Origin of the sequence: Terriglobus saanensis SP1PR4, assembly GCF_000179915.2 — a bacterium.
In the GTDB taxonomy this organism is placed as follows: domain Bacteria; phylum Acidobacteriota; class Terriglobia; order Terriglobales; family Acidobacteriaceae; genus Terriglobus; species Terriglobus saanensis.
The window spans coordinates 3,044,114-3,071,029 of the sequence record NC_014963.1 but is presented as its reverse complement, the minus strand read 5'-3'; the positions used below and the strand labels follow the sequence as shown (position 1 = coordinate 3,071,029).

Sequence of the window (26,916 nt, the reverse complement as noted above, 5' to 3'; positions counted from 1 at the left end):
ACGCATCGGAGCCTGAGGCCGGAGAAGACCCCGGACAGAAGGTTATCGGGAACCATAAGTTGGCAGACCAAACAGAAGTGGACCGTGCAGTTCTCTTGTTCATAAAGCGGGAACTTCCAGAAGAGAAAGAAAGGGATATTGATCAAAAGAAATTCAGGGACGATCCAAGGGAACAGATTCTCGAGTTGTATGACGAGTTTCGACCACGGCTACTGAGATACCTCCGCAGTATGTCGTTGAAGAGGGACCAGGCAGAAGAGGTAATTCAGGAGACGTTCATGCGATTGACGACGGAACTTCTGAAGCGAAATGAAATCGAAAATGTTCAAGGATGGATCGTTCGTGTGGCGCACAACCTTGCGGTTGATGGAATGAAGAAGAAGCAAAGGGAAGCGATTCGGAATGCGGACACCACGAACATCGCAGTCGAAAGTTGCGTGGATCCCTCCATTGGACCGGAAGAAGAGTTTTTGAAGAAGGAGCGGATCAGACAGATGGAAGTAGCACTCCAAGCGCTCAATCCGCAGCAACGTCAGTGCTTCAACATGCGCGTGCAGGGATTTCGTTACAAGGATATTGGTCTTGCACTCAATATCAGCGAACAGCGCGCCGCACTTGTGGTGAAACAGGTTTCGGTTCGATTAGCAGTGGTCTTTGGGCAAGAGAACTGTGGATAGGAGAAGAATGCTTCGGGTGCTCAATCCATTCTGGCGGCGGTTGATTCCGCAGCTCGCCGCTCATCTCTCCGATGAGCGAATGGCGAGTCTATTTTGCCAGGATCTGTCGTTCGTCGAACGGCAGATTGCGAAGTGCCATCTGGCGCAATGCTGGCTCTGCCGAGTTCGCCTGGAGGATCTCGAAGGCCGTCGCGCAAATGAGGTGATCGAAGTTTACCGTGCTGCTCATAATCGCAAAAATTTGCTACTGTCGCCCAGGCCGCGTGCAGCATTTGTCCGAAAGTTGGAAAACCAAACGAGAGAGAAGGACACCACAACAGCGCGGATTCCCCAGCTATCCAGAATCTTTCTCCTTGAACGCTCTATCGGGCGCTCCATGCTCATAAGTTCCATGGCATTCAGTCTCACCTGCGCGGTTGCCATGCTGTTCTGGTGGCCACACCGCGCTCTTGGCATAACGCCGAACGCACTTCTGGCGAATGCGCAGCAGTGGGACGCACTTTCTCGCACCGATTCACCCGGTGTTTTGTATCAGGAGATTTCCATCAGGACGGAAAGACAACAGATGAGGCGTTCGATCTATCGAGATCTGGAGGGAAAGCGTTTCCTCAAGCGCGTGAAGCTGAACGAGGGGGAAGAGTCTCTGAAAGGCGAATTGACGCAGGCTGGGATTGATTGGGAGACGCCCATCTCCGCGACCAGTTACCAGGCGTGGCACGATCATCAACCATTGCGTGCGGATAAAGTTGTGCGCGCAGGGAACCATTTGCTTCGACTGACGACAACGGTGCCTGGCGGCTCGGTCGCGGAACAGTCTCTGACTGTTCGCGATACGGATTTTCACCCTGTGCGACGCACTGTCGCCTTCCGCGACCTGGGGACAGTAGAGATCGCTGAGCTGGACTTCAAGATACTGCCATGGTCCGCAGTCGATGCAGGTGTGTTCGAGCCTCTTGACCGCTCCTTGTCTTTGGTTACGACCAACTCTGTTCGCGTCCCGCAGATCCCCCGCGCACCGGAGAGTTTGAGCCCGATTCAGTTCGATGAAGCAGAGCTTGGGGCGAGGTTAATTTTGAACCAGCTGCACGCCGATGCTGGCGAACAGATTGAAATTCACCGCGTTCCGCAAGGAATCGAAGTCGAAGGCATTGTTGAAACAGACGAGCGCAAACGCGAGTTACAGACTCGACTAAGCATGGTGCCGCACTTGACTATATCGATACAGAGCGTAACGGACGTGAAGAACAAAGAAGACTTCCGCGGCGCGACAGAGCTCAAAATCGCTTCGGTGGTGGACCGGCCATCGCCTTTAGAGACTTCGCTGCAGGCCCATGGGCGCAGCCTCAGTGACCTGAATGGCCTGGCTCAACAGATCTTCAATACGGCGCTCACGATCAGTCAGGAGTGCAAGGCGATTGCCTATTTACAGACGCAGTTCCATCCAGGAGAGCTGAGGCCGGGCCTTGTATCGGCGACGCTGTCTGAGCTCCTTTACAGCCATCGCGAAAGACTCCGCGCAGCTTTGAAGCATGAGCGACAACTGATCACCACTGCGGAAATCACGCCTGCATCGGCCCCAACGATTGGTCCACCCAACGTGTCCTCGCTCCTCGGGGCGGCTGACAAAAATCTCTCGCTTTCGAAGGAGCTCACGCAGGCCAGCGATCCGAATCCGCGCGCAGCAGAGGAGATCCTTGCCGATATGTCGATCTCCATGGACAATCTCACCGCAGCCGCACGCGAGGCGTACGGAAAGACGAAGACTCTGGGCGCCAATACCCCGAGCGGAAAGAACTAGGATGTCTCGGGTCATGTCGTCAGTACTGAATCAAGTTATGCTACGGGAGTCTATCGGCCCCCGGCAAAGCCAGCGTCGACAAAAGCTGGTTGGATGTTACTTTCTGTTGAGTGCCGTAAGCGCTTTGCTCGTCGTCGCGCTCGGAGGCTGTGGTGCCAGCACTGGTTCGGGTGCGAAGGCGGCTCCTATCACGCTTGCAGGTGCGAGCGCAGGAGCGGGGCAGGTGAAGGGTGGCCTCTCGGTAGGTTCCACCATGAAGCTCAGTATGATGCCGACCGGCGACAGCATCAACGCGGGTGTTGACTGGCTTGTGACCTGCGGGGGGAATCCGATTTCAGGCAGCATCGTCAACGGTGCGTGTGGAACGTTGTCTCCGGTGCATACGGCAGATGGAGCTACGACGGTCTACACCGCACCTTCCATTGCCCCTATCGGAAGCACAGTCACCATCACGGCCACCGTGACGAGCAACCCTTCGCAAAGCAGCAGCGCGAGCCTCACCATTCTTTCTGTGCCGATTGCGATTGCGTTTACAAGTCTAGCCCCGGCCTCGGTACTGATCAACGGAATCGCAAGTTTTGGGGTAACGGTCAGTAACGATCCGAACGCAGCGGGTGTTATCTGGACGGCGACGTGCGGGTCGGCGGTATGTGGCTCGTTCAACCCCATTATCTCTACAGGCAGAACTTCGTTTACGGCCCCCTCCACGGTGCCAGCGGGGGGGACTGTAACAATCACTGCAACATCGCTCACGGATACCACGAAATCTGTCAGCGCTGTGGTGACCATTGCATCACCTCCACCTCCACCGCCACCGCCTCCGCCTCCTCCCCCCATCGCCGTGAGTGTAGTTCCAAGCAACATCTATGTGATCCAAGGTGGAGGTGCAGCGCGCTCGGCTCACCTTACTGCCATCGTGGCGAATGACACGGCTGTCGGAGGCGTTGACTGGTCGTTGAGTTGCAGTACATCGAACTGTGGAGGCGCCATCTCTCATAGTGCAAGCGGAACGACGGTGACCTTCACCAATTCTTCCAATGTCCCGGCTGCCGGAACGATCACGATTACGGCTCGCTCCACGACGGACCCGACACAATCTGCATCCGCTACGGCAACGATTGTGACGACTCCACCCATCGTCGTGACAATGACGGACACGCCCCCCACGATGCTGAAGGCTGGATCACAAGCTACGCTCACGGCGACTGCGGCACCGAACACCGGCAATGCTGGGGTGAACTGGTCCGCGACTTGTGGGAGCGCAGGAGCTTGTGGAAGCTTCAGTCTCTCTCCCGCGCATACGGTTAGTGGTGGTTCGATTACTTACACGGCGCCCGCTACAGTTCCGGACGGCGGCATCGTGACGATCGTCGCCTCCTCGGCGGCATCGACGCCGTCCAATCCGGACGTCAGACTTACGACCATCACTGCACAACCGCCGCCGCCACTGACGCTGTCGTTTGCACAAGCGCCCCCAGCCACGCTGGCGAGCGTCGCACAAGCCGCCGTCAGTGCGATCGTTGCGAATGATGGCACGCCAGGAGGGGTTACCTGGTCAGCTCAGTGTGGCAACGCGTCGCCCGGCGGCTGCGGATGGTTTTCCTCGAATCAGACGGCGAGCGGAGCAACCGTGATCTATACCGCGCCTCCGGTAACGACCCCGGGAACGTCGGTCACGATTACGGCCACTTCGATTGCGGATTCAAGCGTCACACAGACCTCCAATCCCATCACGATCACCCCGGATCAAACGCTCTCGGTTCATTTCGTCCCGCTATTGCCCTCCTCGATTCAGGCCAATGCCACGGTAAACCTCAACGCGGCAGTTACGAATGATCCAAAGAATGCGGGGATCGACTGGCAGGTTTGCGCCAGTGGCTGTGGTTTCTTCACGACGATGCCTGCCAGACCCGCTATCATCGCGACGGCAATTACGCCATATGTTCCTCCGGTACCAGCGGTCACGGCGACGACCGTTCTGGGCTGGCCCAATGGCGCTCCGATTCCGTATACGGCACCAGTCCAGGTGCCCACAGGCGGAGTCGTCTCTGTCCTGGCTTCAGCTCACACGGATCCCACCACTGGAAATTCGGGAACAATCGCGATCAGCCAGTCGGCGACTGGGCCTGTTCTGAACGGAGTGGTGCAGGCAGGGTCCGATCCAGTCGTTGGAGCATCGGTTGCGTTGTATGCCGCAGGAACAAGCGGATATGCTTCGGCTTCCACGCAGGTTGCTTTCGCCGCGCCCACCGATAAAAGCGGAAACTTTACCGTGCCTGCGGGTTACACCTGTCCGCAACCGGGAAGCCAGATGTACCTGCTCTCAACGGGAGGTCAGGTCGGCACAAACAAAGCAAATCCGAACCTGATCCTGATGACTGCGCTTGGCAGCTGCAATGCTTTAGGTTCGAGCCCCGTCGTTGTGAACGAGGCAACCACGATCGCTTCCGCCTGGGCAACATCGCCCTTTGCGGCGAACGATGTGCTCACAGGAAACAACAGCTACTTCTATCTCGGTACCAGCAGTACCAATCTTGCGGGGTTGGCCAACGCCTTCGCTGCGGTAAACAATCTCGTCGATATCTCCACCGGAAAGGTGAGATACACGGTCCCCGCAGGGAACGCCTCGGTACCCTATGTGGAGATCAATACTCTTGCCGATTTCCTCAACGCCTGCGCGGAAAGTTCAGGTGGGGTGGAAGGAGATGGGAGTGCCTGCGGCACGTTGTTCAATGTAACGGATGTCCTCCACAATCACGCGGCGTTCAACTCGATCGCGCCCGCTGATACCTTGCAGGCGGCCTTCAATTTTGCACAGCATCCGGTAAGCAACTACGGCTATGCCTTAGGGGACGCCGCTGTTCTTCTGGCCTTGGCAAAATCGACTTCTCCCTTTCAGCCTATTTTGCAGGCTAGCCCAAATGACTGGTCTCTTTCGCTGAACTATACCTCTGGGGGCGGTCTATCTTCTTCCAGCACAGTCGGTTCCTTCGCACTCGATGCGACGGGTAATCTCTGGATTACAGATACAAGCGCTAGTAGCGTGATCGAGTGGAATGCATTCGGAGCTGCTATCTCTCCGTCGACGGGCTATGCGGCGGGCGGCGGTCCCATCGCGATCGATGCAACAGGGAACGTGTGGATCTCAGGTAAGGGTTCCCTGATCGAATTGACGAGTCTCGGCTTTCCTCTTCCATGGAGTCCCTTCGGCGGCGTCGCGAATGGAGGAGGAGATATCGCCATCGACGCACAGAGCAATCTCTGGATTACGAATACGAACGGCGTCAATGCGTTCAATGATCTTGGGCTGCAGCTTTCGCCAGTCGATGGATTCATCAACAACGGGGTCGCAGCTCTGAGTGCGGTAGGCATCGACAGTTCTAACAACGTCTGGGTCGGGACCACGGATGCCCATCTCGCGGAACTGAGCAATCCGGGCGGCCAGTTAGTTACAGCTTCGTCCATTCTCACAGGTGCGATTGCGCCGCAGATTTCTGCTGATGCCAGTGGCAATGTCTGGATCGTGATATCGGGGAACGTTTGTCAAATTCCTCCCTACGGAGGGAAAGGCGCAATTCTGCAGCCGGCGTGCTATCCGGAAGACCAGAATCCTCCAAACGGGTTGCTGCTTTCGAAGCCTCGAGGAATTGCTATGGATGGCGCTGGTGTCGTCTGGATTGCAGGCCAAGGCGGAGGGCTTAATCAGGGAGGAACAAGCATTCCGCCAGGTGTACTTCCCTTAGCGCCAAATCTTTCCGGCGTAGCATCAGCATTCCCTCTTGCTTCGACCAGCCTCGCCGCCGGGCCTTTGCGCGTGGCCGTGGATGGTGCGGGCAATGTGTGGGTACTGCTCGCAAACAATACTGTGACGGAATATATCGGCGTTGCCACTCCGGTGGTTACTCCGCTCGCGCTCGGCGCGCAGACCAAGAAGCTGGCGGCGAAGCCATGAAGAATTTTACCGAAGACTTGTTTCCTACTCGTTTCAATCAATGCCCAGAAGAAAAGGAAGTTATGAAGAGCTCAATCTCCATGCGTCTGCCCGGGAAGATTTCCGATCCACGTTCCGTTTGCTCCCTTGGGGCATTTGGGATCGCCTGGCTTGCGGCCGGACTGTTGACTCTCGCGGGCTGTTCGTCGGGGGGTGGATCTTCTTCCAAACCGCAGGTAGGAGCGATTGCATTCACTGACGTGAATGGCACGCCCCAGAAGACGGCACCGACGTCGCTGACGGTTGGCCAGGGAATCTATGTCGATGTGAATCTGACGAACGATCCCCAACTTCTGGGCGCCGACTGGAGCGTGACCTGTGGCAGTGCTCCTCCTCCGGGCACACCGCTGCCCCCGGGGCAGCCGCAGGATGAATCGTGCGGCACCTTTACCCCGGCCCACACGATAAGCGGACCGATACCGAGTTACGTGATCGATGGAAAAGGCTACGTGGCTTTCTATACGGCCCCGGCGGCAACGCCCAAGCAGGGAGTCGTTACACTTTTTGCTTCTTCCACGGTCGACCACACCCGGTTCACTTCCGTGACCCTCACGATCGGCGGTCTTCCCATCTCCGTGGGATTCGCACCCGCAGCGCCGAGCGTCCTTGGAGTAAACGCAACGGTGCAATTGAAAGCAGCGCTCACCAACGATGCCACAAACGCCGGCGTGAATTGGAGCGTCCTCTGCGGCTCCACCGCTTGCGGTTCTTTCAGTGCGACACAGACGATCAGTGGAGTTATCACGACGTACACCGCGCCCGCAGCGATACCGAATGGAGGAACGGTCAAAGTGACTGCAACCTCCGTGGCAGACCCGACCAAAGCCGTAAGCTCAACCATCCAGATCGTTCCGATCAGCATCAGCGTAACGCCACAAACTCTTTCCGTGGGTACCGCTGCGACCACCTCGCTTATAGCAACGGTTGCACATGATGGAGCGAACAAAGGCGCGGACTGGTCTGTAGCGTGCACAAATACGAAGACCCCAGGCAGCTGCGGCACGATCACCGCCCACACGATGAGTGGAGCAGAAGCCACTTACACGGCTCCGAGTGTTACCGACATCGCGGTCGGGAGCACGATTGTCATTACCGCGACCTCAACTGCCGATTCGACGAAGAGCGCAACTGCAACCGTAACAACCATCCAGGGCGACTTCGTCGCAGGTCTCGCGCAGGCGGCACATGAACCTCTGAGGGGAGCCCTGGTCACGCTTTATGCCGCAATGACGAGCGACACCGCACTGAGTCCCTCGACGAATGCCAACAACGTGTCTGCAGTAACCACAGCGATGACCGATTCGAAGGGCGGATTTTCAATCCCCTACGGCTATGAGTGCCCGAAGCCCGATGCGCAGATGTATCTGGTGTCGACCGGTGGCAATGCCGGGTCGGGCATCAACCCGGATCTCTCCTTGCTCGCCGCACTCGGCCCGTGCAGTCATCTGGATGCAACACGCTTCGTGATCAATGAGGCAACGACCGTGGCGGCCGTTTACGCTTTGAGCGGATTCATGAAGGACGCGCAAACCGTTGGTTCCGCCAGCGCGTCGCCTGTGGGAATGGTGGCGGCGTTTAGCACCGCCGCCGACCTGGTGGATGTTACCTCTGGCGTGGTACACACGCACACTGTCTCCGGTATAGGAGTCATTCCAAGACCGAAGATCAACACGCTCGCGAATTTGCTGAGCGCGTGCGCAAAGACAGCCGGTTCAGCTGTGGGAGACGGAAGCGCTTGCGACAGGTTGTTCCGTGCAACGAATCCTGGCGCAACGACTTCGACACAAGCAAGCAACACGTTACAGGCTTTGCTGGACCTTGTACAGAAGGCAACTGGATCTTTGAATCATCATGCTTCGCTTGAGACGCTCTATGAACTCGCGGCATCCAGCAGTTCTTTCGGCCCTGCGATTTCTGCCAATCCAGACGATTGGACATTGTCTGTCCAGTTTCCGAATGGAACTGGAGGGCAGGAGCTCAACGCTGCAGGGATCTCATTTACAAAGTTCATGACCACCGAAGGGGCACCCTTTATCGATCCTGCAGGAAACGTCTGGATCCGAGGAAACGGGAACGCCACGACGGAATTCGTGGGAGGGGCCTCGTACGCGAGAGATCCGCAGGCGCTGATTCCCACCATCGCTGCTACGGAGACCCTTCCATGACGATGCTCCGTAGTCAGCAAGAGCCCTTTTCATCCATTGCTAAGAAACAAGCCCCAAGGAGAAGACTGATGCAGACGTTGAGAAAGTTAGCGGCCGTGGCGCTTCTGACAACATGCTTGGCCACACAGGCGCAGGACGCTACCAATCCACCGTCCGCAAAGTCGACCAGGACGAAATCCACAAAATCGAAGCAGAAGACTCAGGAACAGATTCTGTTGGAGCAGCTCAATGAGAAGTTTGAGAAGCTCGATCAACTGAGTGAGAAGTATGACGAGTTGCAGCAGAAGTTTGATGCACTGCAGAAGCGCATGGCGATGCGCGACGCAGAGATCGACGCTACACACAAAACCGCAACGGATGCACAGGCCGTAGCCATAGAGGCCAAGCAAGCAAGTAGTCCCGAAGGTCCTGCTGTAACCCAGCTGCGAACCGAGGTAGAAGAGTTGAAGACGACCTCCTCTTCTCTCGCCACAAAGGTAGAGACCACCCAGCAGGCGACGAAGAAACTGGAGCATCCCGAGACGATTCACTTCAAAGGAGTGGATCTTACACCGGGCGGATTTTTTGCGGCTGAGACAGTCAATCGTCAGCGTGCGATCGGTGGAGACGTCAACACCGCATTTTCAAGCATTCCATTCTCCGGCCAGACCGCAGGCGTTCTGTCAGAGTTCAATGGGAGTGGGCGACAGTCCCGTTTAACTCTGTTGGCTGAAGGTAAGCTGCCTTCGGCAACGTTACGTGGATATCTGGAGGCGGACTTTCTTTCGGCCGGGACCACTTCTAACGATAACCAGAGCAACAGCTATGCGTTGCGTCTTCGTCAGGCGTGGGCACAGATACAGCTGAATAGCGGGTGGACGCTGACAGGTGGCCAGATGTGGTCCTTGGCCACCGAAAATAAAGAGGGGCTGACCAATCTTTCGGAAGCCGTGCCGCTGACGATCGACGCGCAGTACAACGTCGGCTTCACGTGGGAGCGGCAGTATGGCTTCCGTGTCGTAAAGCAGGTGGGGAAGAAGTTCTGGATTGGCGGCGCTCTCGAATCCGCGCAGACGCTTGATATTGGCGGCCACAATCTTCCTACCATCGCCTATCAGGGAACCGGCAATGCAGGCGGCCTGTTCAATCCGACATCGAACTATAGCTTCAACTACGCTCCCGATCTGCTGGCCAAAGCCGCCTATGAAACCAACTGGGGGCACTTCGAGATCCTCGGCATCGGACGCTTCTTCCGTGATCGTGTTTTCCCGAATGGACCTGCGCCGACCGGTGCTCCACAACCGCCTACGCCTTCCGCTTTAGGTGCGTTCACTTCGAAGACGGAAGGAGGAGGCATTGGCTCGAATGCTCGTGTCTGGCTGTTTGGAAAGAGGCTAGAAGTCGGCGCTCACGCACTTGTCGGCAATGGCCTCGGACGCTACAGTACGGCGACGTTGCCGGACACGACTGCTCATCCGGATGGCTCACTCGAATTGCTCGCGGGCGGTTCCGCGCTGGGCTCTGTCGAATGGCATGCCACACCGCGCCTCGATCTGTATGCCTACTACGGTGGCGAGTATGCAAAACGCGCCTGGTATGCCACTGGCTTTGTGGATACCACAGTAGGACCCTCTCTCGGCCAACCGATCTTGGCCGGTTACGGTGCCCCAACAAATAACGTCTCTGGTTGCTACACCGAGGTGCTGCCCGTCTCTTCGCCGAACGGTGGTGGCAATGTGACCGGCACAGCGGTGAACTGTAACGCCGACACCCGCAACATTCAGGAAGGCACCCTTGGCTATTGGTTCCGCTTCTACAAGGGCACGCGCGGTTCGTTCCAGCAGGGCATTCAATACTCCTATGCGGTGAAACATACCTGGCAGGGAATCGGAGATCCGCAAAACGGTATACCCGGTTCTCCCAAGGCCATCGACAACATGTGGTTCACCTCCTTCCGTTACTACTTGCCGCGCTAGAAGGACGGATGAACGACATGCGAAGTACCAACCAGAGCCAGGAGTCAAGGCCGTATATGCTTCGATTATTTTCTCGATTACTGTACCTCGTGGCATTTGTCGCCTTGTTGTGCGGCTCGTCGCTTTTCGGACAAAGCGCCAACGGACGCTTTTCCGGCCAGGTCACCGACAATGACGGAGGTGCAATCCCCGGCGCGAGCGTTCAGATCGTCAACCAGGAAACTCTGGTGAAGCGAGAAGCGAAGACGGATGCGGCAGGTGCGTATTCCGTTCTTTCGCTTCCTGCTGGACACTATCAGATCATCGTGGAGGCAGATGGATTCAGTCGGCGCTCGAGTGAGGTGATCACGCTTACTGCGGGACAAAGTGTTGTCTTTAATGCCCCGCTGTCAGTGGGAGGAGTGAAGACCGAGGTTGAGGTCAATGAAGCTGGCATGACCACTGTGCAGACGACGAATGCTTCCATCTCGACGATCCTGGGTCAGAAAGAGATCACAGGCTACGGTCTGAACGGCCGCAACTTCTCCCAGCTGGTCAACATGGCTCCCGGCGTGAGTAATCAGACTGGACAGGACGAGGCGAAGGTCGGTGTTGCGGGAAGCGCAAAGTTCAGCGTGAACGGTGGACGTGTTGAGTACAACACCTTCTCGGTAGATGGCAGCGACGTACTCAACACGAGTATCAATGCCAGTCGTGGACAGGGCGAACCTCTGATGGTCTATCCCAGTATCGATGCCATCCAGGACATGAAGGTGCTCACTGCAGACTACAGCGCTCTCTACGGAAAGAGCGCTTCCGGGAGTGTTCTGGTCACAACAAAATCCGGCACCGATAAGTTTCACGGGAATGTTTACGGTTTTATTCGTAATGAGATGTTCAACGCAAGGAATTTTTTTGATCAGCCCAATCCCACTCCTCTGGGCTTCGAAGGAAAGCTGACCTATCGCACGCCGCTGTATCGAAGGCTCGATTTTGGTGGCACGATCGGTGGTCCACTCTTCATCCCCCACCTCTACAACAACAGTAAGTCGAAGACATTTTTCTTCTTCTCTGAAGAGGTTCGTCGCGAGAAGACACCCGTGGATTACAACCAGGCTGTGCCGACCTTAGCCGAGCGGGCAGGAAACTTTTCGGACGTTTGTCCCACGCTTGTTCCAGGGGGCAGCGACTCTTTCAATCCGTCTGACTTTCCGGATTGTCCGCAGGGGCCTTACCTGCCGGATGGACGACCCGCAGTCGGAAGAAGTGTAGGGTTGAATTACACCAGCGCGGCGCTGCTCAACTCCGGCCTGATTCCCGCGCCTAACTCCAGTCGGGGCTGCAACTCTACGAATCCTTCTCCTCTGCCGCATTGCTATGTTGCCGCAGTCTCTCCGGCGACGCATTGGCGTGAAGAACTATTCCGTATTGACCACAACCTCACTGCGAATGAGCGAGTGTACTTCCGCTATGTCCATGATTCATGGGATACGGTGACGCTCGCGCCGCAATGGGGCGTCGTCCAGAACAGCTTTCCAACCGTCGAGAACCAACTCAACGGACCGGGTCTGAACATGGTGCTGAGTCTGGCTCAAACTCTGCCGCATGGCATCACCAACCTGCTCTCTGGCAGTTACGAGGTAGAACACATTACACTCGCGCCGCAGCCGGGAGTGGGGGTGGCGTCGCTCAATCGGCCCGCTATCCTGGGCGATCCTTGCACACAGGTCTCTGCGCCGGGAGGGAACTACACGCCTTCCACTCTCACGCAATGCCCCATGGGTTTTATCTTCAATAATGGCTTCGGCGGAAATAAACTGCCTGGGCTGGCCTTTCAAGGGAACAATGGCGCATACGGCGGGCATGGTTTTGCTGCGGACACAGGTTACGCACCGTGGAGCCAATCGAACCCGACGTTTAATCTGCGCGACGACGTCAGCAAAGTGGTTCGCAAGCACAATCTGCAGTTTGGCTTTGAAGGAACCTTTGTTCAGCAGAACGAACTGAGTGCGGTCACCGGGGCGAACTCCGGAGACCTGCAGGGTCTGCTTACCTTCAGCAATCAGCAGTCCATCCACACCACCGGAAATGCATTTGCTGATTTTCTCGCAGGTTCAGGGTTTTCAAACAATGGCACCCCCGCCGTCACACAAGGAGCGATCAAGAGTTACACCCAGGATAGCGGCCAGGCGAAGTACTACACACGGTACAAGGTCGCCGACTTCTATCTGCAGGACGACTGGCGTGTGCATTCGCGGTTGACGATCAATGCTGGTCTTCGTGCCAGTCTCTTTGGCGCCTGGTACAACCCAAAAAATACCGGCTATAACTGGCGGCCGGAGGCCTTCAGCCAGTCGCTTGGTTCCTCGATTTATATCGATCCTAATAACGGTTATCTCGTGGATAAGGGAACAGGCTCACCTGTTTCCTTGAGTCGCGTCGGACCTTACAGTCTCAGTTCCCTCAATTCCAAGATCACCAACGGCCTAGTGCAGTGCGGCGCGAATGGCATACCTGACAGCTGTATGTCGAATAAGCTCTTTCATCCCGCACCGCGTGTCGGAATATCCTGGGACCCAAAGGGGGATGGAAAGACTGCCATCCGTGTTGGCTATGGCCTTTTCTGGGAACATGGCACAGGGTACGAAGCGAATACAGGCTCGCTGATCGGCAGCGCTCCGCTGATCCTGAGCGAAACCCAATCGAACCTCACGGGCAATGTGAATCTCAATGGAAACAGTGCCTATAACCTGATTGGCTTTTCCTGTCAGGGTGGCACGGCGCAATGCGGGACGACCGCCGGGCCAGCAGGAGGCGCAACCTTTCCTCTCAATGTCACTTCGATTCCGACGAAGGCCGTGTATTCCTATGTGCAACAGTGGAGCCTGAGCGTGCAGCACGAGGTGCATAGGGCGATGGTGGCCCAAATTGCTTATGTGGGAACCAGAGGAACGCATCTGACGGCGGTCCGTGACCTCAACCAGCTACAGCCGCTCAGTGACGGTCTGAACCCATTCGCTGCGGGCCAACCGATCACCTCCAGCGTCTGCCAGAGTGGAACCACCGGCACACCCTTCTCTGTGGCTGGTTTGAATTCTGCAAGTCCCGGCTCAGGAATCACCGTACCGAGTTCTCAAGGCATCGGTCCATCCTCTCCGGGTTATGTCAACATGTTTGTTGCTTGCACCGGAAATCCTGGATTCGCAAACTTCCAAAGGACTCCGCCGGTCAAGCTCGGTATTAGCGCGGATGCTGTGCGTCCCTATCCGGGTTTCAGCAATATCATCTCTGTCGAAAACGTAGCCGATTCCACTTACCATGCGCTTCAAGGAACACTTCGCCAGACCACAGGTTCACTGACCATCGGTCTTGCTTATACCTATAGCCACTCTCTGGATGACTCGTCCGATCGTTCGACCGCAAATTTCGCCAATTCGCTCGACATCCACTCCAACCACGCCAGTTCGGACTTCGATCAACGTCATCTACTGAACATCAACTACATCTACGATCTTCCTCTGCTGCGTTTGCTTCAGGGCTTCGCCAACCTTGTGGGAAGCGGAAGTGACTCTGACGACGAGGAGAAGCCGACTCCCAACAGCGCGACCCCCTGGGAACTGGCACCAGTCTGGAAGACAGTGCTTGGTGGCTGGCAACTCAGTGGCATCACCACCTGGCAGACTGGAACGCCCTTCAGTGTGATCAATGGTGGCGGTGCAGACGGCACTGGTGCAGCCGACAACGCGGGAGTCGGCGACGCCCTGGGTGTCGGCTCCTACGCTGACATTCTCGGCAGCGCACGCGTCGGCAAACCCTTTGTTGCGCAGAACTCAAATAATGTCGGACCGCTGCTCCTTAATCCCGGGGCGTTCACTGCACCGCGAGGTCTTACCTTCGGCAACTCTGGACGCAACTACCTGCACAATCCTTCGCGTACCAACTTCAATATGTCACTCTTCAAACACTTCAAGCCATTCCAGGAACGTGTGGACATCGAGTTTCGTGCTGAGGCCTACAACGTCTTCAATCACACGCAATTCCGGATCACGGATGCGTCCCATCCTGGCAACACGGGGAATAACGTCATCAACTGCTATGGCTCTCAGGTGGATTTCTACTCCGCCGGGGCGTCCAGCTGTCTCGCGGGAAATTCGTTCCTGCATCCGGTGGACGCGCACGACCCGCGCATTCTGCAGTTCGGTCTGAAGGGTAGTTTCTAACATGAAGGAGAACGTCATGCAGCAGTTTGTGTCGGCGCGATCGCCGTTTCAAAGGTCCATGGGAAAGATCGCTTCGCTCAGCCTGGTCGGCCTTCTGTTCTGTGTGGCAGGATGCGGTGCAGGCCCCGACTCCGCCGCGACACCAACGGTTCAGGCAGGGCCACAAACCTATTTTGCACCGTTCGTGACCGGCACCAATAATGACGGCGGTATTCTCAATGGTTCGGGGATCTATGCTCTTGACGATGCTGCAGGCAAGATTTCGCAATCCACTTTCAACATCGCGCCACCTCAGCAAGGCCCTCAGGTCATCAATGCTGGGAACTTGAGCGCAGCGAAGAGAGGTCTTCTGGATATAAGTATCACGGCGAACTATATTCCAGGCACGACTCCCGGAAGTGGCTTTGTAGCCGTTGCCCCAAACTCGTCGAAACAAGGCTTCGCCATAGAGTTAGCTGGGCAGTCCGGAGGTCTGGTGCAGCTTCCGGGCCAGCCTGTCGCTCCATTGGTCGCTGCAGTTCAGTGCCTCAATCTCACAGACGACCAGCCCTACCAATTCATCACGATTCCCGGAGCATTAAATACTTCCGGCGCGCCACAAGGCGGTACATGGAGTCCGACGACTGAGACAGCATACGGCAGCGTGGACATCAGTTTCAAAGGTAGCGCTGTCACCTTCAAGAACATTAACCAGTACATGCTCCCTTCTACAGGTGGAACGAAACTTGCCTCCGCTTCAATGATTCCGTCTGGGGTCTGTGGACCGACCGTTTATGGGAACACGATTACCGTTCCAGGGGAGTTAGTGATCAAGAATCCTGGAGGAGCAGCCGGACAGTCAGTCCCGCCGCAGGCCACGTTCGGAATTGGTTCCACGGGATTGCTGGTGGAAGACAACGGAGTGGTGCTCACGGGGTCAAATGCGGGTCAATACCAAAATGTTCTGGGCGCTGGTACCGGCGCTGTGGGCCTTCCGAAGCCATCGAGCGCGCTCGACACGAATGCGCTTGTTAGTGCACAGTATCTCGGCTTCATCTACGGAGGAGGCACCTTTGCACAAAGCACATTGAAGGGTTGGTCATCCCATCTGGCCTCCTTTGGATTCTCCAGTGTGCCCTCGACCTGTGGCGCAGTCACATCCGGCACAAATACAAGCACGTCATTGATCTACGGGAGCGATTTCAATCAAGGTGATCCCTCGACCTCTACGGATGGATTTGGTAACTGCGATCTTGCGATCGATCTTGGCAACCAAGACTCCAATGGTCTGTTTACTAATGCTAAAGTTTGGCTTCCCGCGAGCTACGCCGCGAATCCGACAGGCGCGTCCAATATGTTCTCGGCGGTCGCCATTGCCGGTCAACTCAAGGGAAAATTCGCTCTTTTCCTTCTTGGAGTCGATTCCACCCAGCCGTGGGCGATCTATCTCCTACAGTCGAACTAATGTGGCTTTGAAGGGCATCGGAAAGTTCAACCTCTTAGAACCGGTGCATGCTTATCGTGTGGTCCCAGCGGGCGCAAACGTCAGCCGGGATCGCACCTTCACCGAAGCTTCGCGATTGGCAACATCGTAAGTTCTCCGGTGCTACAGCGGTCTCTCCGCTCACGGCAGTACTGAAGCCACAAGATTCGCGCCTTCTGCACTTTCCCTTACATGCGATCGGCTCTCCATAGCCTTTTGGACCGCGCGCCATCGATTCTCCACAGATGGCGCGGACGCATTTTCGCTGATCAGTCTTCTTTTTATATTGACAAGAAAATAAGAATAGATGAATATTCACAACAATACGTAATCAAATGAAAGTTCACGAAGCCTGAAGGGAAACCTGTATGCGCATCCGAAGGAATTTGAAGAAAAGCCGTTTCATTGCGTTTGTTCTCCTTTCCCTTTGCGCCTTCGCGGGCACCTTACGAGCGCAAATTGATACCGCCACCGTTGCAGGCCGCGTCACCGATAAGACGGGTGCGACGGTGCCGATGGCGGACATTACTGTGACCAGTACCGAAACGAACTTTGTGTATCACGCAAAGAGCGCACCGAATGGTGAGTGGACGATCAGTCCGGTGCATATTGGTACCTATAAGTTGACCGTAAGCGCGGCTGGGTTCAGCCAGGCGGTCGCTGGTCCGTTCAATCTCAGCGTTCAGCAGCGGCAACAGTTTGACCTTGTACTCCAGACCGGGGAAGTAAGTTCCGTTGTGGAAGTGACGGACACCGCACCGGTTCTGGAGACGGCGACCTCAGAGCGTAGCCAGCTGATCGATAGCCGCACGATGCAGACGCTTCCGCTGAATGGGAGAAATCCTGTGCAACTGGCACAGCTGTCGGCTGGTGTGACGGTCAGCGAGCCCGGAGCTCGTGATGAAGGCGGATACGGTTTCAGCGCCAATGGAGCGCGTTCTTTGCAGAACAACTTCCTGCTTGATGGCATCGATAACAACTCCAATCTTCCCGATCTTTTGAATGAAGCGAACTATGTCGTGATGCCGTCGGTGGATGCTCTTCAGGAGTTTCGCTTTGAAACGGACTCCTACTCCGCGGAGTTCGGCCGTGCTACGGGCGCTGTGATCAACGCAACGACCAAAAGCGGTACGAACCATATCCATGGAGTGGTCTATGAGTTCTTGCGCAATCAGGCATTTGACGCGCGGAACTACTTCGATCAGACGTTGCCTTCCTATCACCAGAACCAGTTCGGTGCGACGATCGGCTTGCCCATCCTGCACGACAAGCTCTTCCTGTTTGCGGATTATGAAGGCCTGAGGTTGTCACAAGGGCAGACCTATACGGCGCTTATTCCAACCGCTGCGCAACGGTCAGGAGATTTTACCAGTCAGCTGGATCTCACCGCGCCCACTGGCGTTTCGGACTGTAACGGCAATGTGACGTACAACGGCGAACTCTTCGACACGAAGAACACACAGGCTTCTGCGACCAGCCCCACTGGGTATTGCGGCGTGCCCTTTGGCTATAACGCGGATGGGACACCCTCCAATGTCATTCCGACAACGGCCATCGATACGCTGGGCGCGAAGTTGGCGGCTCTTTATCCAGCGCCGAACGCAAACGGGGCGGGCTATAACTATGTGTCGAATCCTAAGCTGACTCGCAACGCAAACCAGGGCGATGTCCGCGTAGATCAGGTTCTGACGCATAGCGACAATATCTTTTATCGGTTCAGTATGAGCCGTGCTCCATCCACGATTCCGGCGACGTTTCCCGGGCTGGCCGATGGCGGCGGCTTCTTCAGCGGCGTTGGGGATAACCGGGCCTATTCGATTGCTGTGAGCGAAACGCATGTCTTTTCACCGACCCGCGTGAACGAGATTCGTGTGGGCTATAACCGCCTGCATACGAATCGTTTCCAGTTCAACTCCGGCACGGACGTTTCCGGACAGATCGGATTTCCGGGTGTGCCATATCAAGCGGGTACGGATAACGGTGGTCTGCCGCAGATGTTCTTCAACGATGTAGCCACCCTGGGCAGCCCCACTTATCTCCCGTCGAACGAGATCCAGAACACTTATTCTCTTTCGGATACGTTCACGTTGATTGTGCATAGTCACAGCATCAAGTTTGGTGGCGAGTACCGCCCTGAAGAATTCACGATCTTCCAGCCCGCTGCTCCACGTGGCACACTCAACTTTGGAACACAGTTTACGGATAACCCGGCCAGCCAGGGAACCGGCGGAAGCGGTTTTGCAACTCTGCTCACAGGGCAGCCTGATGGCGGTGGCATTAACAACATCAATAATGTTGACTACAACCGTAAAGTTTATGGCTTGTTTCTGCAGGATGATTGGCGCGTCACGCCCAGTTTGACGCTCAATGTAGGTATTCGCTACGACATCTTTTCTGCTATCCTCGAACGGCATAACTCTCAGGCGAACTTCAATCCCATCACAGGGCAGCTTGATATTCCTAAGAGCAACAATGCTGTGCTCACGCCAACGCTTGCAAGTCTCTTAACCGTGAATCGAACCGCATCGAACGGTTTGATTCCGCCGATCTACACAAACGTCTCTCCCCGCTTCGGTCTTGCCTATCAATTCAAGAAAGGTTGGGTATTGCGCGCGGCTTCGGGGCTCTTCTTCAACGGGGAAGAGAGCGGGCCTTACAGCAATCCAAGTCCGGGCTTCAATCCCCCTTACTTTGCCTCGCAAAACTTTGTAGCACCTTGTAGCCTGGCGTCGTATGCCGCGGTGCTGGACTGTTCGGTTCCTGGACTTCGTACACTTGCGAATGGATTCCCGTCCAATGCTCTCAGCGATCCCAATACGCCGAATCTATTTTCCGAGGACAATTTGAAGACGCCTTACGTGGCGCAGTGGCACGTGACCGTACAGCATGAACTCACGTCGCACACCACGGTGGAAGTTGCCTACGTGGGGTCGAAGGGAACGCACCAATATACGTTTGGCAATTTGAATCAGGCCTCGCCTACAGCGGATTCTTCCGCTGCTTCCGCGCCGCGCCGACCTTTCCCGACGCTTGATACCTCGATCGGTTGGCTGCGTTCGAACGGATTCTCAAACTACAACTCCGCTCAGGTGAAGCTGGAGCAGCATCTGAGCCACGGTGTGGCAGCGATTGTGAACTACACCTACAGCCACGCTCTTGGAAATTCTTCGAACGCGAACCTGGGTGCGCAGAACAATGATTCCTTCCGCAATGAACGACTGCTCAGTGAGTACGGAAACCTGGACTTTGATAATCGGCATCGGTTTACGACAGGTTATTCCTGGGACCTTCCTATTGGTAAGGGAAAGGCTTTTGCGGGTAGTGCGGGCCCCGTACTCAATTACGCGATTGGCAACTGGCAGTTATCCGGAATTGCAACGCTGTCTTCGGGCACATGGTTTACCGTAACTGACTCCAATGCAAACTTTGCGAACTCCGACGGACAGCAGAGACCAGACTTTGTGCCGGGACAAAAGTCGTCAGACAAGCCCTGTCTTCCTGGCACATTCTTCAACACATGCGCCTTCCAAGACCCCGCGCTTGGATCGTATGGCAACGTATCTATGAATTCGGTAAATGGGCCAGGAAATAAAAACTGGGACATCTCCATCTTGAAGACGGTCCCGCTCAGCGAGGCAAGGCGTTTTGAATTGCGCGGAGAGTTTTACAACGCGCTCAACCATCCGAACTTCCTCTTTGCCGCACCCGGGCCGCAGAACTCCAACAATGCGACGACGTTCGGTTCAACAAACTTCGGAGTGGTGACTGCCGCTCGCGACCCGCGGCTCATTCAGATCGGGTTGAAGTTCTATTACTAAGAGGGACAAAAAAAGACCGCAGTGGTGATCCACCACTGCGGTCTCTTTCTTTACACGTAACTTACTTTCTGGAATTACACCAGAATCAGTTTGCAGCCGAAGGAACGGATTCTCTCCTGCACCTCTGGCAGCATGCTTACATCGCTGATGACGATGTCGACTTCTGAGAAGGAGGCGATTAGAGACATACTGCGCTTACTGAATTTGCTGGCATCGGCAACAACAATGATCTCGCGTGCAGCGCGGAGCATGGCGCGGTTCGCCATGGTCTCCTCGAGGTTTGTGCCGCTCACACCGAAGTCGGGATCGCAGCCAGCGCCGCAGAGGAAGAGCTTGTCGGCAGAGAACTGCTCCAGCATGTCTTCGGTGGAACGGCCGACGATCGAGGCAGAGTCGTTACGGACGGTGCCACCCATCATGATGATCTGCGTGTTGCGAGAGTTGAGCAGTTCCGCTGCAATGTTCACGCCATTGGTGATGACCTGAATCATGGGAATATTTTTTAGATTGCGAGCGACCTCAAGAGCAGTCGTACCTGAATCGAGGATGATGGTCTCTCCCTCGCGAACGAGGGTAGCAGCCATTGCACCAATGCGCTGCTTCTCTTTAGATTGACTCTTGATTCGCTCGTGGACTGGCGACTCGCGGAAGACGGTGTCCTGAATGACCGCACCACCGTGTGAGCGCTGCACCAGGCCGCGCTGATCTAGTTCATTGAGGTCACTACGAATAGTTACGGCGGAGGTGTTGAAGCGCTGGGCGAGTTCGTTGACCTTGGCCCGGCCTTCCGACCGGAGGATCTGTAGGATCTGCATGCGCCGCTCTTCGGCCATCATGCCTTCTTGCAAGGGTTCTTCTATACGTGTTTCGTTGAGATGTCTCTTGGCTACTTCTTTCTTCATCTCGCCCAATCTTTTGCCCGTGGTCAAATGCGAAGGAAAATCTTGTTCCGGAACATCCAGTGCAGTATAAGCCAATAGATCGCGAGCGTGAGTGCACCTATAAAGACCGGCTCCAACGCTGTGCCAAAGACGTTCAGGACACGCATGCCCAAGTTAATACGGAAGCTGCTTAGGATGAAATCTTCGAAGAGGTGGGCCATCAGGTAAGCGGCGATGGAGTTCATTCCCACTACAACAAGAGGATAGGCAATCCGTGTGTTTTTCTTGATGTCTACAAACCAGGAGAAGGCTGCGAGAAAGAGAAAGCAGACACCGCCGCTCCAGAGCGTCCAGGCAGGCGTCCAGATTCGTTTAACGATGGGACAGATACCGGTAAAGTGCAACAAAAGTCCCCCGCTCAGGAGAAGCACAGCGGCGATAAGGAATTTGCGAATTGGAATGACCGGTGTGCTCGCGATAAACCAACGTCCTGCAGCCAGTCCAAGAAGCATGGTGGCGAGCGTGGGGATAAAACTGAGCGTCAGATAGCCACCTTCATTGAAAAGGAAGCGATCCGGGCGGGGAAACAGATTAAGGAACCAGACATCGAAGGCCTGTCCAAGATTGCTGTTCTTATTCCAGTGCGAGGCGAAGCCATGAAGAAGATGCTGGTGCCAGGCGTCCGGAACTCCAACGGAAGCATAAGGGAAGTTGGGGCCGGGCGCGGGATAGAGCGCCCAGGCGAGCCAGTAAAAGAATAAGAGTGTACCGAAGGCTGTCCATTGCCAGCGCGGTCGAACAAAGGTGAGGAGGACGGCAAAGGTATACCCAAGACCGATCTGCGTGAGCGTATCTTCGAACGTATAGTTCGTCATGGGGCTGTGGATGGACCTCAGAAAGATACCCAGGGCGACAAGAAGAAAGCTTCGCCAGATGGTGTGGCCGACGATCTTCTGGAAGCTCTGACCCTTTTTCTGACGACTGCGTAGCGAGTAGGGAAGAGCGACGCCCACCAGAAAGGTGAAGGACGGCTGGATCATATCGTGGAGACCCATGCCGACCCACTGCACGTGGCTTTGATTAAAGGAGAGTATGCGCCAGATGGTACTGCTCGGGAAAGAGCGGGCCACGACTTCAAACTGCATGACTTCGCCCATCATGAGCAGCATGACTAAGCCGCGATAGGCATCGACTGCAACGTTGCGTTGCGGCGGAACGGCTACGGATGTGCCCATGAAGGATCTCCCAAGCAGTGTGGCTACGACTTGAATGTCTTCTGTCGTAGTGTGCGCCGATTCTAGCATGGTGAATCCTTCGTTAGCTTTCAAATTCTTTCGATGATGGCATTTATTGTTTTGACAGGTTTCGATTCATCCAATAAGCTCATCCAAAAGATTCGTTGACGACGACATCTTGTGATGAATGTGACTTAGGCGGGCTAAGGAGAGTCGATGAACTTCGACGATAAGGAAATAAGTTTTGCGTCGTGGAGCAGGCGGCGCTTTATGCAGATGAGTGCGGCGACTGCCGTTGCCGCAAACCTGGGAAGCCTTGCGCATGCCGAAGCGTCCGGGTCGGCAACGATGATCGACGTGCCTTTTCAAAAGAAAGACCCGCGCGTGGTCTTGATCGGGACTGGAGGTCGAGGCACGAACCTGCTCCAGAACCTGCTCGCCGCCGATGCGCAGATGGTGGGTCTCTGCGATCTTGTGAAGGAGAAGGCCGAGCACGCGGCTTCTCTCGTGGTAGCGGCAGGGCAGAAGAAGCCGGAGCTCTATACAGACGGTCCGCACGATTTTGAGAAGATGCTTAGCAGGCAGGATGTAGACCTGGTTGTGATTGCGACTCCGTGGGTCTGGCATACGGAGATGGCGATCTTCGGCATGAAGCATGGCAAAGATGTCGCCCTCGAAGTGCCTGGGGTTACAACAATCGAAGATTGCTGGAAGATCGTGAAGACGTCGGAAGAGACACGCAAGCACTGCATGATGCTGGAGAACTGTTGTTACGGATACAACGAGACGCTCATCCTGCGGATGGTGCATGCAGGGAAGTTTGGCGAGCTGCTGTACGGAGAGGGAGCTTACCTTCACGACTTGCGCGAAGAGCTGTTCTCAACAGCAGGTGAGGGTCTGTGGCGGCGTGCCGAGCACCTCAAACGCGACGGCAATATCTATCCAACCCACGGGCTAGGACCGGTAGCGAACTATATGGGGATCCAACGCGGCGATCGCTTCGGGTACATCGTTTCGATGAGCACGCCGCAACGCGGTCTGGACGCCTACCGCAAAGAACATTTGAAGGCAGACGATCCGCGCATGGCGGAGAAGTACGTCACCGGCGATATGAACACTTCCATGATCAAGACGGTGAACGGTCTGACGATCACCGTGAAGCACGCGGTGGCGAACCCTCATCCCTATGACAGGATCAACTTGATCGCCGGAACGAAGGGCGTTTTTCAGGACTATCCTCCGCGCATCTATCTCGACGGACAGAACTCCGATGAGTCGTGGGAGCCGATCGATAAGTGGAAGGAGTATCAGCATCCGCTTTGGAAGACCGAAGGGGAGATCGCGCAGAAGCTTGGCGGTCACGGCGGCATGGACTACATCATGCTTTACCGTTTGCTGCAGTGCGTACGCGAAGGCTTGCCGCCGGACATCGATGTCTATGACACTGCTGCCTGGTCTTCCGTAGCTCCGCTCAGCGTTGCTTCAGTCAGCCACGGCAGCGCGCCCGTGGAGTTTCCCGACTTTACTCGAGGCAAGTGGAAGCAGCGGAAGGTTTCGGCGATCGCCACGCAGGTCTAGATCTGGAACTGGCGTACGCGAAGGAAGTACGCCAGCCACCGGGTTAGCGATAGATGGTGAAGTCGCTTACGACGCGGTTAATCACGCCTGCGGGGCTTGGTGCATCCGGTCGGAGACCAAGAGAGATTGACGAGTAGAGCCCAAGAAGCTGTCCGAAGATCACGTCCACAGGCGGGCGATAGGCATCGGGGAACGACCCGTCGATTGCGTGGTAAATGTCGCAGAAGGGCAGGGCCTCAGCCTCACTTGATTTCAGGCCAACGACAATGCAGGTCGCGGTGATTTTCTTGGCTCGGATCTCGCGGAGAAGGTCGATCTCATAGCGAACACGTGTGCGTTCCGAAGAGAGGAAGCAGATCAGGTCGGTGTCGCTGTCGAGCGCGGCCATGGGGCCGTGGCGAAGTCCAAGAGAGGTCTGCGACATCGTCTTGATGTGGCCTCCAGACATCTCAAGAACCTTCAAAGAAGCTTCCTGCGCAACAGCAGCAAGAGAGCCAGAACCGATCATGCAGATACGCTGGGTTCCGTGCTCCGCGATGGCCTTTGAGAGATCGGCGGAATCGGCAATGAACCTCTTTGCGGAGGCGATCATGCCTTCGAGGATCGGTTGGTACTCGGCGAAGCTCCGGGCGTGGGCGAGGCATTGCCCAAAGATGACCATGTTGGTGAAAGAACTTGTCATGGCAAGACTGCGATCGTTCACCGCGTCGTCGAGGACTGCCGTGCAGGCATGAGGTTGGTTGGCCGCAAGGGCGGCCATGCGCGAATGAGGATTGCAGGTTACGACAAGATGCGAGATCTCGGGGTACATCTCCAGCGCCTGTTCCAATACGTTGACGCCTTCAGGAGAGTCGCCGGAGCGAGAAAAAGATATCCAGAGATAGCGACGTCCCGGTACGACGTACTCGGAGAGACTGGGAAGCAGGCTGGTACTTGCGACCGCCGATGTTTCACAGCCCCAACGCTTCCGAAGAAGGGGAGCGAGTGATTCGCCGATGTAGTCGGATGTGCCTGCGCCGATCAGCATAACGACCGGGCGCTTTTCGAGTGGGCCGACGACTCCGGCACGTTCGAGGAAGGCTACTAATTTCTCCTGCTCCGATTCGAAGAGCTGCGCAGTCCTGCGCCAGGTCTCCGGCTGTTGAGCGATCTCTTGCGGTGTGAACGTCAGTCCCCGTAGTTCCTGCTCGGCGATGGGTAGTTCAAGCAAACTGGTCAAGGCACCCACGAAATGCGACCTCCAACAGACTAAAGAGAAAGTAAATGAAATCAAACAAAAAAAATAGTAACATTAAGGCAGGCTAGAAACGCAACCCGATGTGACAACTTGTTTGAGCTGTAGTTGATGTACTCAACAACTCAAATAGTCTCCAGATTTTGATGGCAGAGCAGAAGCTGCACTGAAGCCTGGAATAACTATCGCCCCAACGTGACCGGGTTGGCCTGTATTGCCGAAGGGGACACGGACCCCGCAGAATATCTCAACATTGCCAAGGTCTCGACGCCACCTTACTATCAGGCCGACCTTGGAATCTCTAAAAACTTTGCCATCACTGAAAAGTTCCGGGTACTCTTCCGCAGTGAGGTCTTAACCTTGAATCACTCCAACTTTACTGTGCCGGATGGAAACGTCTCGAACTCCACCTTTGACGTAATCACGAGTACTTATCCTCCACGTCAACTTCAGTTTGCTCTCAAGGTGCAGTTCTAATGACACTCGAACGCATCGGATGGAAACTCGTCATGGCCCTTTTTCTGGGGGCCATGGTGCTCCAGGCTCGGTCGCAGCCCAATACCGCCGTTCCTGTCATCTTCGTCCATGGCAATGGGGATGACTCCGCAAAATGGATCGGCATCATCTGGCTTTTTGAGAGCAACGGCTATCCTGCCGACAAACTCTTCGCTGTTCGTTTTCCTCATCCCAACTCCCGTGCAGACGATTCGCGGGATGAGATCAATCGCTCTTCCACAACGGATGAAGCTGCCGAGCTCAGTGCGTTTGTCACCCGTGTACTCATCCAGACCCACGCTCGCAAGGTCGCCCTCGTCGGTAGCAGTCGCGGTGGCCTTACCATTCGTAATTACCTTCTTCATGGTGGCAGTGCGAATGTAGCTTATGCCTTACTCTCCGGAACCCCGAACCACGGCGTTCTGGCCACAGACAAGAATCAGGGTGGGGAGTTCAACGGAAAGGGCAACTTCCTTACGGCTCTCAACAGCCCCTCTTCCGATGGTTCGGAAGTTGTCTCCGGCGTCAGGATGATGACGCTCCGAAGCGATAAGCTCGATAAATACGCTCAGCCGACGGGCATCGCTTTCGGTACTCCACAGATGGCGACAGGCGTCACATTCGAAGGTCCCGCATTGCGTGGAGCCAGCAATGTTATGCTTCCCAATCTCGACCATCGGGAACTCGCCTTCTATCCCACGGCTTTTGCGGAGATGTACAAATTCATCACCGGAACATCTCCTCAGCGCAGGTCTGTTACGCCCGAAGACAATCCCACCCTCTCCGGTCTTATCACGGGCTTTGAGAATGGCGCATTTACCAATCTTCCGGTGAGCGGGGCGCACCTCAGCATCTATCCCATCGATACGGCAAAAGGCATCGAGAGTTCTACTCCTGCTTATGAAACCACAACAAAAGAGGATGGCAGGTGGGGCTCCTTTCAGGCTGCTTCGGTCCAGGAATATGACTTCGACCTCGAGTACCAGGGACGCCATGTTCACTTCTACAAGGCACCGCTTCCTCGCTCCACTACGCTACTCAACCTGCGCTTTATGCCCGTACCTCGTACAGCGGAATCCGGTTCTGCAGCACAGATAAGCCAGATCCTGATAGCTCGACCGCAAGGGTACTTCTCACGCGAGCGCGACGCGGTTCAAATCGACGGAAAGCTTTCCACCGACGAACCAAGCGGATTGCCCCTTTTGGACTCCTTTGTTGCCAAAGTTCCGGCGATCTCGGGCAAGCTCACGCAAGTCACTCTCCGCAACGAAACGATTTGGGCGCGCCCCTCGGAGGACTTCTCCAAAGAGCTGCCCATCGTTGATTTTCTGTGGTGAGTTTAAGCAAGCACTGCAACGTTCGTATAAACGGTGAGCGCGTCCGAGTGTTGGCATCGATCTGCATTCAAAAGAAATGCACTGCGATTCG

15 protein-coding genes are annotated in these 26,916 nt (G+C 55.7%); 11 read left to right on the top strand and 4 right to left on the bottom strand.

Features of this window, described 5'->3' with window-relative positions:
- Positions 1–59: 59 nt before the first annotated feature.
- Positions 60–677 (top strand): RNA polymerase sigma factor, encoded by a 618-nt coding sequence (locus ACIPR4_RS12520; RefSeq protein ID WP_187290174.1) that lies wholly within the window; start codon positions 60–62, stop codon positions 675–677.
- Positions 678–765: 88 nt separating this feature from the next.
- On the opposite strand, the gene ACIPR4_RS22755 is transcribed toward ACIPR4_RS12520, so the two are convergent.
- Entirely contained in the window at positions 766–906 is a 141-nt protein-coding gene (locus ACIPR4_RS22755; protein WP_187290173.1) for a hypothetical protein, read from the bottom strand.
- A 162-nt stretch (positions 907–1,068) separates the two neighbouring features.
- Here ACIPR4_RS22755 and ACIPR4_RS12515 point away from each other — a divergent pair, with 162 nt between their 5' ends.
- The 7 genes from ACIPR4_RS12515 to ACIPR4_RS12485 all read left to right on the top strand — a co-directional run bounded on the left by ACIPR4_RS12515 (position 1,069) and on the right by ACIPR4_RS12485 (position 20,065).
- Positions 1,069–2,475 carry a hypothetical protein gene (locus tag ACIPR4_RS12515; protein ID WP_144312423.1) on the top strand — a complete coding sequence of 469 codons (1,407 nt, stop codon included), beginning with the start codon at positions 1,069–1,071 and terminating at the stop codon, positions 2,473–2,475.
- 106 nt (positions 2,476–2,581) lie between these two features.
- On the top strand, positions 2,582–6,427 hold the full coding sequence (locus ACIPR4_RS12510; protein ID WP_187290172.1) for a hypothetical protein: 3,846 nt from the start codon (positions 2,582–2,584) through the stop codon (positions 6,425–6,427).
- Between the two features lie 62 nt (positions 6,428–6,489).
- A complete protein-coding gene (locus ACIPR4_RS12505) occupies positions 6,490–8,631 on the top strand; it encodes a hypothetical protein (protein ID WP_144312422.1) in 2,142 nt (713 codons plus the stop codon).
- A 68-nt stretch (positions 8,632–8,699) separates the two neighbouring features.
- Positions 8,700–10,586: a hypothetical protein gene (locus tag ACIPR4_RS12500; RefSeq protein WP_013569023.1), complete on the top strand. Its 1,887-nt coding sequence runs from the start codon at positions 8,700–8,702 to the stop codon at positions 10,584–10,586.
- Positions 10,587–10,642: 56 nt separating this feature from the next.
- Entirely contained in the window at positions 10,643–14,785 is a 4,143-nt protein-coding gene (locus ACIPR4_RS12495; protein ID WP_245536321.1) for a TonB-dependent receptor, read from the top strand.
- A 16-nt stretch (positions 14,786–14,801) separates the two neighbouring features.
- Positions 14,802–16,229: a hypothetical protein gene (locus ACIPR4_RS12490; RefSeq protein ID WP_013569021.1), complete on the top strand. Its 1,428-nt coding sequence runs from the start codon at positions 14,802–14,804 to the stop codon at positions 16,227–16,229.
- A 386-nt stretch (positions 16,230–16,615) separates the two neighbouring features.
- Positions 16,616–20,065: a TonB-dependent receptor gene (locus tag ACIPR4_RS12485; RefSeq protein ID WP_013569020.1), complete on the top strand. Its 3,450-nt coding sequence runs from the start codon at positions 16,616–16,618 to the stop codon at positions 20,063–20,065.
- A gap of 74 nt (positions 20,066–20,139) precedes the next feature.
- Here the strand turns inward: ACIPR4_RS12485 and ACIPR4_RS12480 are convergent, their stop codons facing one another.
- Both ACIPR4_RS12480 and ACIPR4_RS12475 read right to left on the bottom strand, forming a co-directional pair.
- Complete coding sequence (locus tag ACIPR4_RS12480; RefSeq protein WP_144312421.1) at positions 20,140–20,967, bottom strand: DeoR/GlpR family DNA-binding transcription regulator; 828 nt, start codon at positions 20,965–20,967, stop codon at positions 20,140–20,142.
- A 23-nt stretch (positions 20,968–20,990) separates the two neighbouring features.
- Positions 20,991–22,181 (bottom strand): acyltransferase family protein, encoded by a 1,191-nt coding sequence (locus ACIPR4_RS12475; protein WP_041586080.1) that lies wholly within the window; start codon positions 22,179–22,181, stop codon positions 20,991–20,993.
- A 216-nt stretch (positions 22,182–22,397) separates the two neighbouring features.
- Between ACIPR4_RS12475 and ACIPR4_RS12470 the strand changes: the two genes are divergently transcribed.
- A complete protein-coding gene (locus ACIPR4_RS12470) occupies positions 22,398–23,759 on the top strand; it encodes a Gfo/Idh/MocA family oxidoreductase (protein WP_013569017.1) in 1,362 nt (453 codons plus the stop codon).
- A gap of 43 nt (positions 23,760–23,802) precedes the next feature.
- Here the strand turns inward: ACIPR4_RS12470 and ACIPR4_RS12465 are convergent, their stop codons facing one another.
- Positions 23,803–24,987 (bottom strand): AgaS family sugar isomerase, encoded by a 1,185-nt coding sequence (locus ACIPR4_RS12465; RefSeq protein ID WP_013569016.1) that lies wholly within the window; start codon positions 24,985–24,987, stop codon positions 23,803–23,805.
- 210 nt (positions 24,988–25,197) lie between these two features.
- Here ACIPR4_RS12465 and ACIPR4_RS12460 point away from each other — a divergent pair, with 210 nt between their 5' ends.
- Both ACIPR4_RS12460 and ACIPR4_RS12455 read left to right on the top strand, forming a co-directional pair.
- Positions 25,198–25,470, top strand: a complete 273-nt coding sequence (locus tag ACIPR4_RS12460; RefSeq protein ID WP_041586079.1) for an outer membrane beta-barrel protein — start codon at positions 25,198–25,200, stop codon at positions 25,468–25,470.
- Positions 25,470–26,825, top strand: a complete 1,356-nt coding sequence (locus tag ACIPR4_RS12455) for a lipase (RefSeq protein WP_013569015.1) — start codon at positions 25,470–25,472, stop codon at positions 26,823–26,825. The genes ACIPR4_RS12460 and ACIPR4_RS12455 overlap by 1 nt, the downstream gene beginning before the upstream one ends.
- The last annotated feature ends 91 nt before the right edge of the window (positions 26,826–26,916 follow it).